The sequence below is a fragment of the Pseudomonas sp. WS 5078 genome (genome assembly GCF_012985745.1).
Lineage (GTDB): Bacteria > Pseudomonadota > Gammaproteobacteria > Pseudomonadales > Pseudomonadaceae > Aquipseudomonas > Aquipseudomonas lundensis_A.
In genome coordinates this window covers 375480-389858 of the sequence record NZ_JAAQWX010000002.1, presented here as the reverse complement: position 1 = coordinate 389858, position 14379 = coordinate 375480, and the positions used below count along the sequence as shown (strand labels likewise).

Here is a 14379-nt window from a genome sequence, read left to right as displayed (position 1 = left end):
GCGGTGGACGCGTCAATTCACGTCTCAGGCAAGAAGGCTCTTGACCTTGTCGCGCAACTGATCGATCGAAAAGGGCTTGGCGATCACCGAGGTGTTGCCCACGGTATCTATGCTCTCGGCATAGCCGCTGGCGAACAGAATTGGCAATGAGGGGCGTAATGTCTGCGCCTGTTTAGCCAGTTCTCGGCCATCCATCCCCGGAAGTCCGACATCGGTCATCAGCAGATCAATGACTTGCTTCGCATCGCCTATATAGGTCAGTGCACATTCACTGCCATCAGCTTCCAGTACATTGAATTCGAGTTCTTCCAGCACATCCACAATCAGCATGCGAACAATGGCATCGTCTTCAACAACGAGGATGGTGGAGGGTGTTGCAGACATAGTGGGTATCCCGAAAAAATGTGAATGCGGGTGAAGGCCAAAAAGCATCGGCTTGCACTATCAGTAAGCTGCAACCGCGCACAAGTTCCCGTCGTTGTACGAAAAACTCCTTCGTACAAGGTGTGCAAGGATAGCTGTATGTAGCTTTTCAGTGCAGCTCTTTGTACGAATATGTACTTATTTGAGGAAGAAAATAGATTGTTTGCTCGGTAATCCGGCAAACTTACGGTTTTTTACACTGTTCACGGGCCAGAAAAATGAATGCACCTGCATCGGTTGATGAGCAAAGCTTTCGCAAACTCCTGAGTCGCAACGTCGGTTTGCCCTTGGGTGTCGGCGTGCTCAGCGCCGTCTTGTTTGTGGTGATGATCAGCTATCTGCTATCGGTCATACAGTGGTTGCAGCACACCGATCGCGTTATCAATAACGCGAACGAGGCGATCAAGCTCACCGTTGACCTTGAAACCGGCATGCGCGGCTACCTGATTACTGGCGACGAGCATTTTCTGGACCCGTACGAAGTCGCCAGGCCCCAAGTCCTTGCACAACTGCGGGGTTTGCAGGAGCTGGTCAGCGACAACCCGCAGCAGGTGGACCGCCTCAAACGTCTTGAAGCGCTGCAAAATGACTGGAGTCAGTACGCTCAAGCGATGATAGACCTGCGCCGCAGTAATGGTGATTACCGGGGCGCAGTGCAGTCTGGGCGCGGCAAGCGTCTGACCGATCAGGTGCGCAAGGAATTCGACGAATTCATTGCCATGGAGCAACAGCTGCGTGTCGACCGCAATGATGACGTGAGCCGCACAACGTTTCTGGTCATCGGCCTGTACTTGCTTTTCGTATTGGGTCTGAGCGGCTTCCTGGCGTATATCGGGCGTCGTGACCTGGTCAATCTGTCAAAAAGCTACAGCGATACCCTCGAAGCGCAGGTCAGGAGTGCGCAACGCCTTGAGCAGCAGGCCTGGCTGCGCAACGGGCAGACCGAGCTTGCAGAACAGGTGTTGGGGCGTCTGACCCTTAACATGCTGGGTCGCAACATTTTGCAATTCTGCGCTCAGTACTTGGGCTCAGTGGTCGCAGCAGTTTACGTGCGTGAAGACCATGGCGGCCTCAAGCGTGTGGCCAGTTATGGTTTTTCCCGCGAGCACGAGTTGCAGGATCAACTGATTCACAACGACGAAGGGATTGTGGGCCAGGCGGCGCAGCAAGATAAATTGATTCGTCTGGACAATGTCCCCGAGGGTTACTTCAAGGTCAGTTCCGGGCTCGGCGAAGGCAGCCCACGCAGCGTGCTGGTCGTGCCTACCAGTGACGATGACCGGGTAAATGGCGTGATCGAGCTGGGCTTTTTGCGGCCGTTGACTGAGCGCGACATCGAGTTGTTCGAGTTGATTGCCGACAACATTGGCACCTCGATTGAAGCGGCACGCTACCGTCAGCGCTTGCAAGAAGTGCTGGCTGAAACCCAGCAACTCAATGAAGAGTTGCAGGTGCAGCAAGAAGAACTCAAAACCGCGAATGAAGAGCTGGAAGAGCAGTCGCGCATCCTCAAGGAATCTCAGACGCACTTGGAAACCCAGCAAGCCGAACTGGAGCAGACCAACGAGCAGTTAGCCGATCAGGCATTGGCACTCGCAGCCCAGCGCGACGCAATGGACCAGAAAAACACCGAGTTGAATCATGCTCAGGTGCAATTGGAGGAGCGTGCCGAAGAGTTGCAGCGCTCCAGCAAGTACAAGTCCGAGTTCCTGGCCAACATGTCGCACGAGCTGCGCACACCGCTCAATAGCTCGCTGATTCTGGCCAAATTGCTGTCGGAAAATCCGCATGAAAACCTGACCGCCGAACAAGTGAAATTTGCCGAGTCGATCTACTCGGCGGGCAATGACTTGCTCAACTTGATTAACGACATTCTGGATATTTCGAAGGTCGAAGCCGGCAAGCTCGAAGTGCGCCCTGAAAACACCAGCGTCCCGCGTTTGGTGGACGGTCTGCGAAGCATGTTCCAACCGCTGGCCGGGGAAAAGGCGCTGGATTTCCAGGTCGAACTGCAACCCGGTACCCCGCAGATGATCTTCACAGACCGTCAGCGACTGGAGCAGATTCTGAAAAACCTGCTGTCCAATGCGATCAAGTTCACCGAAAAAGGCCAAGTGAGCCTTACGGTGTCGCGTCAACCGAGCGAAGGCATTGCCTTCACCGTGCGTGATTCCGGCATCGGCATTGCGGCCGAGCAGCAGGAAAGCATTTTTGAAGCGTTCCGCCAGGCCGACGGCACCACCAACCGCCGCTATGGCGGAACGGGGTTGGGGCTGTCCATTTCCCGCGATCTGGCCAACTTGCTGGGAGGCTCCATCAGCGTGACCAGCGAGCCGGGGCAGGGCAGTATTTTCACGCTGACTCTGCCTGAACAGTTTGTTGAGCACGATGAGCCGTATGCACCCGCCCTGGTGGCCGAGTCGGTCAAAACCCTGACTGCCGTGACGCCCCCCGTCGCGCCACCCGTGGCAAGCGTCCCGCACGTCGAGATTCCGCGCTTTATGGATGATCGCGAAAAGGCACCCTTCACCACGCGTTGCATTCTGGTGATTGAAGATGAGCCAAATTTTGCGCGCATCCTCTTCGATCTGGCGCATGAGTTGGGCTATCAGTGCCTGGTGGCCCATGGTGCCGACGAAGGCTTCAGCCTTGCAGCCGAGTTCATCCCTGATGCGATCCTGCTCGACATGCGCTTGCCCGACCACTCCGGCCTGACGGTGTTGCAACGCCTCAAGGAGCAGGCGTCTACCCGGCACATTCCGGTGCACGTGATTTCAGTCGAGGACCGGGTCGAAGCGGCCATGCACATGGGGGCCGTGGGGTATGCCGTCAAGCCCACCACCCGCGAAGAGCTCAAAGACGTATTCGCACGCCTTGAAGCCAAGCTCACGCAGAAAGTTAAACGGGTGTTGCTGGTAGAGGACGACGATTTACAACGCGACAGCATTGCTCGCCTGATCGGCGACGATGACATCGAGATCACCGCAGTAGGGTATGCACAGGAAGCGCTGGATTTGCTGCGCTCGAACATTTACGACTGCATGATCATCGACCTCAAGTTACCGGACATGCTCGGCGGTGATCTGCTCAAGCGCATGTCCACCGAAGATATTTGTTCGTTCCCGCCGGTCATTGTGTACACCGGGCGTAACCTGACCCGTGATGAAGAGGCCGAGCTGCGCAAATACTCGCGCTCGATCATCATCAAGGGTGCCCGCTCGCCCGAGCGTCTGCTTGATGAAGTGACTTTATTTCTGCACAAAGTCGAATCCCAGTTGTCCCATGAACGCCAGACAATGCTCAAGACCGCGCGCAGCCGCGACAAAGTGTTTGAAGGGCGCAAAATTTTGCTGGTCGACGACGATGTCCGAAATATCTTTGCACTCACCAGTGCACTGGAGCATAAGGGCGCCATTGTGATCATCGGCCGAAATGGCCGTGAGGCGATTGAGCGCTTGAATGAAGTGGAGGACATCGATCTGGTGCTCATGGACGTCATGATGCCCGAGATGGATGGTTACGAAGCCACTGTTGAAATTCGCAAAAACCCGCGCTGGCGCAAGCTGCCGATCATTGCTGTCACGGCCAAGGCCATGAAAGACGATCAGGAACGCTGCCTGCAAGCCGGGTCCAATGACTACCTGGCCAAGCCGATTGACCTGGATCGCCTGTTTTCGCTGATTCGTGTCTGGTTGCCCAAAATGGAACGTATTTAAGTGCCGCGAAACACCGATATTGAAATACGTCTGCTGATTGAAGCGATCTATCTCAAATACAGCTATGACTTTCGTGATTACTCCGGCGCTTCGGTCAAGCGCCGGGTGCATCACGCCATGCGCCAATTCGATTGCAATACCATCTCGGCGTTGCAGGAACGGGTGCTGCACGACCCCACCGCGTTCATGCAGTTATTGCAGTACATGACGATCCCGGTCAGTGAAATGTTTCGTGACCCCGAGCATTTTTTGGCGATCCGTCAGGAAGTGGTGCCGATCCTCAGAACCTACCCTTCACTGAAAATCTGGATCGCGGGGTGCAGCACGGGCGAAGAGGTTTACTCCATGGCCATCCTGCTGCGCGAAGAGGGGCTGCTTGATCGCACGATCATCTATGCCACCGATATCAACCCGCGTTCGCTGGAAAAGGCCAAACAGGGGATTTTCTCCCTGGAAAACATTCGGGGCTACACCGACAACTACCATAAGGCCGGTGGCCAGCGTGACTTTTCAACGTATTACACGGCAGCGTATGACTACGCGATTTTCGACAAGAGCCTGCGCGAGAACGTGACGTTCGCTGACCACAGCCTGGCGACCGACAGCGTATTCTCGGAAACTCACTTGATTTCGTGCCGTAACGTGCTGATTTATTTCAATAAAAATTTGCAAAATCGGGCATTCGGGTTGTTTCACGAATCGCTGTGCCATCGCGGCTTTTTGATGCTGGGCAGCAAAGAGACGCTGGACTTCTCCGACTACAGCAAGCAATTCACCCCCGTGCTCAAGCAAGAGCGGATTTACCGCAAGCTATGATGAACGAGCCGGTTGAGTACGTTGGCCTGCCGCCGGTTGACGCCGTCGTGGTGGGCGCATCGGCGGGGGGTGTCGAAGCCTTATTGACGATTTTTGCGGGTTTAAAGCCGGGCTTTCGTTTGCCGATCATTGTGGTGCTGCACTTGCCGGACGAGCGCCGTAGCCAGTTGGCTGACGTGTTTGCACGTCGTTTGGCAATCAAGGTCAAAGAAGCGGCCGACAAGGACACGATTGAACCTGGCACGCTCTATTTTGCGTCGCCCGGCTATCACCTGTCGGTTGAGCACGATTACAGTTTTTCGTTGAGTCAGGAAGCACGCGTGCACTATTCGCGGCCTTCCATTGATTATTTGTTTGAGTCCGCGGCAGACGTGTATCAACAGCGTCTGGCTGCGATTTTACTGACTGGCGCCAATCAGGACGGTGCTCAGGGTATTGCCACGGTCAAGCAGTCGGGCGGTTTGACCATCATTCAAGACCCTGAAGAAGCCTTGGTTTCTACCATGCCGCAAGCGGCTCTGGATCGCATGAAACCGGACTACATCCTCCCTTTGCGCGGCATCGGCCGTCTGCTTGTCGAGCTGGAACGAATCGAATGCTAGTAAGTGATATTCAAGCCAAGCTGCTGATCGTCGATGATCTGCCAGAAAACCTGTTGGCACTGGAAGCGTTGATCAAGCGTGAAGACCGCACGGTCTATAAGGCTTTGTCCGCTGACGAAGCGCTTTCGTTGCTGCTGCAACATGAGTTTGCGCTGGCCATTCTGGACGTGCAGATGCCTGGCATGAACGGCTTTGAGCTGGCTGAAATGATGCGCGGTACCGAGAAGACTAAAAACATCCCGATTGTTTTTGTCAGCGCCGCAGGGCGTGAAATGAATTACGCCTTTAAGGGCTATGAAAGCGGCGCAGTGGATTTCTTGCACAAGCCGCTGGATATTCACGCGGTCAAGAGCAAGGTCAATGTGTTCGTTGATCTGTATCGGCAGCGAAAAGCGGTCAAGCAGCAAGTTGAAGCCCTTGAGCAAAGTCGTCGGGAACAGGAAGTCCTGTTGGCACAGTTGCAGGTCACGCAAGGCGAACTTGAACACGCTGTGCGCATGCGCGACGACTTTATGTCCATCGTCTCCCATGAAGTGCGAACGCCTCTGAACGGGCTGATCCTGGAAACCCAGTTGCGCAAGATGCACCTGGCCCGCGATAACGCAGCGGCGTTCACTCTGGACAAGATGCAGGCCATGGTGGAGCGCGATGAGCGCCAGATCCAGAGCTTGATTCGCCTGATTGAAGACATGCTCGACGTGTCGCGCATTCGCACCGGCAAATTGTCGATCCGCCCAAGCCAGTTCGATTTGTCGCGTCTGGTGAGTACGCTGGTGGAAACCTTTGCGCCTCAAATCAGCGCGGCCCAGTCGAGTGTCAATCTTCGTGTCGACTGTCCGGTCGTCGGTCTTTGGGATGAGTTCCGGATTGAGCAGGTCGTGTCGAATCTGCTGACCAATGCGTTGCGCTATGGGGCCAAGAGCCCGATTGATGTTTCAGTTTATGTCGAAGGCCAAAACGCTATCGTGGAAGTCCGCGATCAGGGCATTGGCATCAGCGAAGAGAACCAGCAACGCATCTTTCAGCAGTTTGAGCGGGTTTCAGCCAAGCACGCAGTGGCTGGGCTGGGGCTTGGGTTGTTCATCTCTGAGCAGATTGTGGCGGCCCATGGCGGCAAAATCACCGTACAAAGTGCCTTGGGTGAGGGTGCTGTATTCCGGGTCAGCCTGCCATTGGCGCAAAACGCGTAAATTAGCCGCAACCTATGGCCGACCCCATGGTCGTATTGGCAGCATTTGCAGCAATTAAGGTTTCCCCCATGAGTGAAGATGCACAAGATGTGGTTCTGATTGTCGAAGATGACCCTTCGATCCTGATGGTCTTGTCCGCCTATTTGTCAGGTGAAGGCTATCGCGTATTACAGGCTGAAAACGGTGAACAAGCCTTTGAAATTCTGGCCAGCAAGCCGCACCTGGACCTGATGGTCACGGATTTCCGGTTGCCGGGCGGTATTTCCGGGGTACAGATCGCTGAGCCTGCGGTAAAGCTTCGGCCGGATCTTAAAGTGATTTTTATCAGCGGCTACCCGCAGGAAATACGCGAGACTGATAGCCCCATTACGCGCAAGGCGCCCATTTTGGGCAAGCCGTTCGATCTGGATAAGCTCAAAGAAATCATTCAGAACCAGTTGGTCTGAATCCTCTTTAATTAAAGCGGATTCAGACCTGCAACATCTCATTCACCTTGGCCGTCAGCAGGTCAAAGGTGAAGGGCTTGGTTATCAACTGCATGCCTTCATCCAGAAAGCCGCCACGCGCAGTCGCATGCTGTGCGTAACCGGTGATGAACAGCACGCGCAGATCCGGGCGTGCCTGACGACTGATCTCAGCCAGTTGGCGGCCGTTCATGCCCGGTAGCCCCACATCGCTGATCAACAAATCAATGGCTTGCGCCGATTCGATAATCGGCAGGGCAGCGTTCGCATCCTCGGCGCTGAGCACCGTGTAGCCTTGTTCACGCAGCACTTCGATCACCAGATTGCGCACGGCGTTGTCATCTTCAACCACCAGCAGGGTTTTTTCGGCATTGGCTGCGGTTTCTGCCTGTGACAGGCCTTGGGCGCTCAGCTCTGCGCTGCTGCCGTTACAGCGAGGCAAGAACAGTTCCACAGTGGTGCCGCTGCGTTCATGGCTATTGATGCGTACATGGCCGCGTGACTGTTTGCAGAACCCGTAAATCATCGACAGTCCCAAGCCGGTGCCCTGGCCGATGGGTTTAGTGGTGAAAAACGGGTCGAAGGCGCGTTTAAGCGTGCTTTCTTGCATGCCGCAGCCATTGTCAGATGCGCTAAGCACAATGTAATCACCGGGCGTGAAATGCCCGTTAGCTTCACTGAAAGCGGTATCGACCTGCAGGTTATAGGTCTTGAGGGTGAGGTGACCGTCTTCGGGCATGGCATCGCGGGCATTGGACACCAGGTGCAGCAATGCGTTTTCCAATTGCTGCGGGTCAACGTCAGCGATCCACAGGTTGTCATCGGCTTCAAGGGTGAGCCGGGTGGCCGGAGCGAGGTTTTGCTCCAGCAGGGCCCGTTGTGCCAGCAGCCACTCGCTGATCATGGTGGGTTTGGAGTCCAGTGACTGGCGGCGCGAGAACGCCAACAATCGATGTGTGAGCCCCGCAGCACGATTGGCAGAGTTGACGCCCATGTCGATAAGACGATCCAGATCATCGAGTTTGCCCCGGGCCACCTTGCGCCGCAGCAGCTCCATACTGCCGATGATCCCGGCCAGCATGTTATTCAAGTCGTGGGCAATGCCTCCGGTGAGTTGTCCGACGGCTTCCATTTTTTGCGCATGGCGTATGTCATCGTTGTGCTGCAGTGCTTTTTTGACGCGATTCTCTACTTCTAAATCAATCTGTTGCAGCGTGTTCTTAATAAATACTTCACGTTCGGTCAGGGCGCGTGCGCTGTCTCTGGCGGCGTATTGCTGTTTGCGTGTGCGCAAGGCGTTTTTAGACAGGCACAGTAACTGTGCCGCTGACCAGGGCGAGGCGACGAACAGGGCATGACCCAGTTGCTCGCTCAGGCGGGTCATTTGAACATCAGGCCATTGAGGTTCAGCGGTCAGTACGATGATCGGCAGGTCCGACCAATCGGGTTGTCTCACCAGCACATTACGCAGTTGCTCGAACGCATCGAGCTGTTGGGAGTTGGCCTCGAAAATCAACAATCCCGCACCTTGTTCCAAGGCCGGGTGGAGGTGGTCCATGCACGCCAGTTCAACACTGTTTACGCCGCCTGAGGTCAGTTGCTGCACATCAACCGACCTTTCCAGCCCGGGGCACGTGAGAATCAGGGCGCGCTCCTCGGTGGGTCCCAATGCAATCACAGAATTTCCCGCCTCTTGATACTCGACTCATAAATTACCCGCATTTGAGCGGCTATATGGTCTTGACCCTGCGCTACCGTGGCGGTTCAACGTTTTGAAATTTATATTCAAATGCATCTATTTGAAGTGCAAATGAGGTTGATAAAACGGTGTCGGGCGTTATAAGAGGGGTCATAACCCCTGCTGCAAAGCCGGGTCATCGGGGTTTTGCTGTTCAAGTTGGGCGAGCAGCACCTGCACGTTTTGCAATTGCCCCGACTCCTTCCAATAACGGATCAACAGCACCCGTGCCTTGCGATTGGCGGGTTGGCGTTGCAGCAGCTCTTCAAGCTGGCGCTGCGCCGCTTCGAGTTGGTTCAAGTCGTGCAGGGCAACGGCCAGCTTGTAGCGATAGTCGCTGTTGTCAGGTTCGAGTTCGACGGCTTTGGCCAACCCGAGCAGTGCGTATTCGGTTTGCCCGTGATTGTGCAGCCAGATGCCCAGTGCATGTTGCAAGTAAGCCGAGTCGGGGTGGGCCTCAAGCTGCTGGGCCAGCAACTCGCGTGCGCGGTCGCTCTGGCCGCGTTTATCCAGCAGGTCCACGCGTGCGACCACGGCTTTCAGGTTGTCCGGCTCAAGGCGGGTGACTTTTTCCAGTGCGGCCTGCGCCTCGTCCAACTGACCTTCGTGCAAGTACAAACGTGCAAGCTGCCCTTGTGCCTGCGCACTCTCAGGCTGTGTTTTGAGCGTGCGTTCATATTCGTCAATCACTTGCTGCAGCGGGCCGAAATACAGCCCTTGCTCGTCCGGGGACAGGCCCAACAAGGCGTTGGCGGCGGCAAACCGTACGCTTTGCTCCGGATCATCCAGGATCGGGCCAAGCAGCAGCGTGCGTTGCGCCCCCGGCACCAGCCCGACAATGCTCTGGATGGCCGCTTCGCGTACCAGTGCGGAAGGGTTATGCAAGTCGGCATCGGCCAGTTTCAGGGCTTGCGGGCTGGGATAGTTGGGCAGTTCGGCGTGCAGGCTGGCGCGGCGGATGTCAGACAAATCGGTGCGGGCCAATTGCTGGTAGAGCACACGGGCAGCGCCAGGCTCGCCATTGTGTGCTTGCTCCAGGGCTTGCGTGTAACTGTGATTGACGCTTGTTGTGGTGACGGTCGCCGCAGGGCGCATCCAGACCCATAGGCAGGTTGCAACGACGGCAGAAGCTAGGCTGAGCAACAAGTAGCGGTGGGGCTTTAGCATGCAAATTCCAGAAGCAGGCGTGCGTAGTGAACACCAGCTTCGGCCAGTGCAGCGTGCGAGTCAAACCCTTGTCCGGTTCAAGGCGCCCGGCTTGTGAAAATGTACAACAAAGCCCGTAATCCCTTGTGCAGCGGCCTGGCGTGTTTGCACGCCGATACTGGCAGCATGGTTGACATAAGAACTGGAGATTCGCCCAATGAAAATCGTCATTGCCCCTGACTCGTTCAAAGACAGCCTGAGTGCCGAAAAAGTCGCTGAGGCGATTGCTGCCGGTCTGGCCGACGTGCTCCCCGATGCGCAGTTGATCAAATGCCCCATGGCCGATGGCGGCGAGGGCACGGTCGATGCCATTGTGGCGGCCGGTAATGGCCAGTTGCGCTGTCATCAGGTGCAAGGGCCACTGGGCGAGCCGGCTCATGCCAACTGGGGCTGGTTGCCGGAAAGCCGCACCGCGATTATCGAAATGGCGCAAGCCAGCGGTTTGCAGTTGGTGGCGCTTGAACAGCGCAATGCCTGCGTCAGTAGCACCTATGGCACGGGTGAACTGATCAAAGCCGCGCTGGAGGCGGGCGCCCAACGCATTATCTTGGCCATTGGCGGCAGTGCAACCAATGATGCCGGTGCGGGGGCCTTGCAGGCGCTGGGGTTGGGGCTGTTTGATGCACAAGGCCGTGAGCTGCCGCGAGGCGGTCTGGCGCTGGCGCAGGTGGCACGCATCGATCTGCAAGGGCTGGACCCACGCCTGGCCGACGTGCGCTTTGAAATCGCCGCGGACGTTAACAATCCTTTGTGTGGTGAGCACGGGGCTTCAGCGATTTTCGGGCCGCAAAAAGGGGCATCCCCGGCCCAGGTGCAGCAATTGGATCAAGCGTTGGGGTATTTTGCCGACCACTGCGCCGAGGTGCTGCCCAACGACGTGCGTGACGAGCCGGGGTCAGGGGCTGCGGGCGGTCTGGGGTTCGCTGCCAAAGCGTTTTTTGGCGCGCAGTTTCGGGCCGGTGTTGACGTGGTCGCCGAGCTGGTCGGCCTGAATGAGGCGGTGCAAGGCGCTGCGCTAGTGATTACGGGCGAGGGCCGCTTTGACGCGCAAACCCTGCGCGGTAAAACACCTTTCGGGGTTGCGCGCATCGCCCGCAGCAATGGCGTACCTGTTGTGGTGTTGGCCGGGACATTGGGGGAGGGGTATCAGGCGTTGTACGCGCACGGTATTCATGCCGCGTTTGCCGTGGCCAGTGGCCCTATGACACTGGAGTACGCCTGCGCCCATGCGTCGCAGTTATTGACTGATCGGGCGCGGGACATTGCGCGCTTGTGGAGCCTGGGTCGCCAATAAGGTGCGGGGCTGAATGCGAGGTTACTGGTTGAAACACAGAATCGTGTAAGCTTCGCGGTTATTCGCATTCGACCCTTAGCGAGCCCTATGCCGTCGCTCTTCAAACGCTCTCTGCTGCCCAAGTTGCGCAGCTTTCCGTTGTCCGCCGATGCCTTCAGCATTTTGCCCGGTGCGGCCGATTTTCGTCGTTGCCTGCTGGAGCACATCGCCAATGCCCGTCAGCGCATCACGCTGGTGGCGTTGTACTTGCAACAGGACGAAGCCGGTCAGGAAATCCTCGATGCCTTGCACGCCGCCAAAGCGGCCCGTCCCGAACTTGAAATCGTGGTCATGGTGGATTGGCTGCGTGCCCAGCGCGGGCTGATTGGCGCGGGCAAACAGCCCGGTAATGCCGCCTGGTACCAGGCCCAGACGCAAGCCCATGAGACCCGGGTGCCCATTTACGGTGTGCCCGTCCAAACCCGCGAGTTGTTCGGTGTGCTGCACCTCAAGGGCTTCATCATCGATGACTGTGTGATCTACAGCGGTGCCAGTCTCAATAACGTTTACCTGCATAAGTTCGACAAGTACCGTTTCGATCGCTATCACGTGCTCAACAACAAGCCGCTGGCCGATTCGATGCAGCGCTTTATCCAGCACGACTTGATTGAAACCAAGGCGGTGCATCGTCTGGACCTGCCGACTTTACCGAGCACGCGCAGCCTGCGCTCGGCCATCGGTGACTTGCGAAGTCGCCTGAAAAAAGCCAGCTACGACACCAGTCAAGGCACTGTCGGCCACTTTGGTTTGTCCGTAAGCCCTTTATTGGGCGTAGGCAAAAACAACCCGTTGAGCCGGGTGATCTGTGAACTGATCGCCAGTAGCCAACAGCAACTGACCATTTGCACGCCGTATTTCAATCTGCCGTTGCCCGTGACCCGCGAAATCAATCGCGCGCTGGAGCGCGGCGTGCGCATCGATATCGTGGTGGGCGACAAGACGGCCAACGACTTTTACATCCCGCCCAGCGAGCCCTTCAAGGTGATTGCGGCGTTGCCGTATTTGTATGAACTGAGCTTGCGCCGCTTTGCCAAGAGCCACCAGGCCATGATCGACAGCGGCTTGTTGAACCTGCACCTGTGGCGCGACGGCGACAACACTTACCACCTCAAGGGTATGTGGGTGGATGATCGCTACACCTTGCTCACCGGCAATAACCTGAATCCGCGTGCGTTCAGGCTGGACCTTGAAAATGGCTTATTGATCGATGATCCACGCCGCGAGTTGCTCGAACCGCGCCGCAAAGAACTGGACGCGATCTTCGCCCATACCACGCGTATTGATTCGTTCAAGCAGTTGGAAACCCTTACCGATTACCCGCCAGCAGTGGCCAAGTTCCTGCGCCGGGTTAGCCGTGTGCGGATCGAGCGGCTGCTCTACCGGATTCTCTGATCGCTCGTGCACGCCCAGGCCCTTGCCCGGATCGCCCATAAGCGCTGCGGTGCAAGGACGGCATATGTGTTCGGATGGGGAGAGTAAAAGCGCTGGTTCGCGAACAGATACGTTCGCGAAAGCGTGTCACACAGGGGCTTGAATCAGGCCAATGCTTGCCATGCCAGCGGCGGGACGAAGCTTTCTAGCTCGTCTTCGACGCACTGAATGATGCGTGCCACTTCCGTGGTGGTCATGACGGTGGCGCACGGGATGCCAGCGATGGCGATGACGGTCTCGCCGCTGGCCCGGTCAAACAGACGCGCGATCATGCTGCGCGGGGCGTCCATGGTGGCTTCGAAGCCCATGGGATGGAAATGCCAGCGCATCAACTGACACGCGTTGGGAAAGGTAACTTTCGCGGTATTGCTCACCGGATTCATCGAGCGCTTCCTTTTGCTCAGTGTTTGTACGGTCGCCAATTGCCCCGACCGTGTGTATTTGCGAGCGTTTCGTGTTCAAACCTAGCACCGTGCGCCCGCCACGATAAGGTTTTTGTGCCCAGCGGGCACATTGATTCACCGGGATTTGATGTAAATCATGCAGTGAAGCGTTTTAGCCGTGTTCTGCGCGGCTGTGCTTGACCATTGAAGCCCGTTCATAAACTCGGCACTCTGTGTTTTATTTCAGTGAGCCTTGCCATGTTTGCCCCAGATGACGGCCCCGAGCAGACCCGCGCCACGGGCGAGACGGTAATGCGTTACCACCTGTGCTGGAAACACCGCGATCTTGACGGGGTCATGGCGCTGTATCACCCCTCGGTCGTTTACCACGATTTTTTCCAGAACCGGGTGATGGGCTTTAAGGAGTTGCGTGACTACGTTCACCTCTCCATGCCACGCGAAGCGGATGAGGCGCTGGAGCACAGTGACCGTATTCGCCTGGATGGCAATACGGCATTCATCCAGTACCGCATCACGCTGCGTGGCAGCCAGGGGCTGGTGTCCTTCAGGGCCAGTGAAGCCATCACGGTGCGCGACGGGTTGATCTGGCAGGTCCATGAATACGCTTCGCTGGTGCATGAATCCCCTCAACACGCTACCGGGCAAACCCCCATCAGACCTGCGGTCAGTCGTCTTGGCCTGTCTGCGCGGCAGTTGAGTTTCATGGCCCGGGACCTGCAAACCTACTTTGATCGCCAGCAGCCTTACCTTGACCCAGCACTGGACCTGCAACACGTCGCCAAAGCCTGTGGCTATACGCGCAACCAGATGTCGTATTTGCTCAATCAGGTGCTGGGACAAAGCTTCTATCGCTATGTGAATCAGGCACGTCTGCGCCACGTGCTGACCGCGATGGCCGCCGCCGATTCGCCGCTTAAAGTGGATGAGGTGGCCTTTGCTGCGGGCTTTAACTCGCTGTCGGCGTTCTACAGTTGTTTTCGCCAGCACACCGGGCAATCACCCAAGGCTTATGCGCGGCAAATTTCTTTGCGGGCACGCGCGCAAGACTCGGTTTGA

General features: G+C 56.8%; 12 protein-coding genes. 8 read left to right on the top strand and 4 right to left on the bottom strand.

Going from position 1 to position 14379, the window contains the following annotated elements; translation table 11 throughout:
- Positions 1 to 24 precede the first annotated feature (24 nt).
- Complete coding sequence (locus tag HBN68_RS05010) at positions 25 to 384, bottom strand: response regulator (RefSeq protein ID WP_094994512.1); 360 nt, start codon at positions 382 to 384, stop codon at positions 25 to 27.
- Positions 385 to 641: 257 nt separating this feature from the next.
- Between HBN68_RS05010 and HBN68_RS05005 the strand changes: the two genes are divergently transcribed.
- The 5 genes from HBN68_RS05005 (at position 642) to HBN68_RS04985 (ending at position 7193) form a co-directional block, all read left to right on the top strand.
- Positions 642 to 4139: a response regulator gene (locus HBN68_RS05005; protein ID WP_169962971.1), complete on the top strand. Its 3498-nt coding sequence runs from the start codon at positions 642 to 644 to the stop codon at positions 4137 to 4139.
- Positions 4140 to 4955, top strand: coding sequence for a protein-glutamate O-methyltransferase CheR (locus HBN68_RS05000; RefSeq protein WP_169962969.1), 816 nt, complete (start codon positions 4140 to 4142; stop codon positions 4953 to 4955).
- Entirely contained in the window at positions 4955 to 5557 is a 603-nt protein-coding gene (locus tag HBN68_RS04995) for a chemotaxis protein CheB (protein ID WP_094994509.1), read from the top strand. The genes HBN68_RS05000 and HBN68_RS04995 overlap by 1 nt, the downstream gene beginning before the upstream one ends.
- Entirely contained in the window at positions 5551 to 6747 is a 1197-nt protein-coding gene (locus HBN68_RS04990) for a hybrid sensor histidine kinase/response regulator (protein WP_169962967.1), read from the top strand. Before HBN68_RS04995 ends, HBN68_RS04990 begins: the two co-directional genes overlap by 7 nt.
- Before the next feature lie 68 nt (positions 6748 to 6815).
- Complete coding sequence (locus HBN68_RS04985) at positions 6816 to 7193, top strand: response regulator (RefSeq protein WP_047274461.1); 378 nt, start codon at positions 6816 to 6818, stop codon at positions 7191 to 7193.
- Positions 7194 to 7215: 22 nt separating this feature from the next.
- Here HBN68_RS04985 and HBN68_RS04980 read toward each other — a convergent pair whose 3' ends face one another.
- Both HBN68_RS04980 and HBN68_RS04975 read right to left on the bottom strand, forming a co-directional pair.
- Positions 7216 to 8889: a response regulator gene (locus HBN68_RS04980; RefSeq protein ID WP_169962965.1), complete on the bottom strand. Its 1674-nt coding sequence runs from the start codon at positions 8887 to 8889 to the stop codon at positions 7216 to 7218.
- A 171-nt stretch (positions 8890 to 9060) separates the two neighbouring features.
- On the bottom strand, positions 9061 to 10116 hold the full coding sequence (locus HBN68_RS04975; protein ID WP_169962963.1) for a tetratricopeptide repeat protein: 1056 nt from the start codon (positions 10114 to 10116) through the stop codon (positions 9061 to 9063).
- A gap of 196 nt (positions 10117 to 10312) precedes the next feature.
- On the opposite strand from HBN68_RS04975, the gene HBN68_RS04970 reads away from it, so the two are divergent.
- On the top strand, positions 10313 to 11449 hold the full coding sequence (locus HBN68_RS04970; protein WP_169962961.1) for a glycerate kinase: 1137 nt from the start codon (positions 10313 to 10315) through the stop codon (positions 11447 to 11449).
- Positions 11450 to 11536: 87 nt separating this feature from the next.
- Complete coding sequence (pssA, locus tag HBN68_RS04965) at positions 11537 to 12880, top strand: CDP-diacylglycerol--serine O-phosphatidyltransferase (RefSeq protein WP_094994504.1); 1344 nt, start codon at positions 11537 to 11539, stop codon at positions 12878 to 12880.
- A gap of 143 nt (positions 12881 to 13023) precedes the next feature.
- Here pssA and HBN68_RS04960 read toward each other — a convergent pair whose 3' ends face one another.
- Positions 13024 to 13302 (bottom strand): DUF1652 domain-containing protein, encoded by a 279-nt coding sequence (locus HBN68_RS04960; protein WP_094994503.1) that lies wholly within the window; start codon positions 13300 to 13302, stop codon positions 13024 to 13026.
- Positions 13303 to 13560: 258 nt separating this feature from the next.
- Here HBN68_RS04960 and HBN68_RS04955 point away from each other — a divergent pair, with 258 nt between their 5' ends.
- Positions 13561 to 14379 carry a nuclear transport factor 2 family protein gene (locus tag HBN68_RS04955; RefSeq protein WP_094994502.1) on the top strand — a complete coding sequence of 273 codons (819 nt, stop codon included), beginning with the start codon at positions 13561 to 13563 and terminating at the stop codon, positions 14377 to 14379.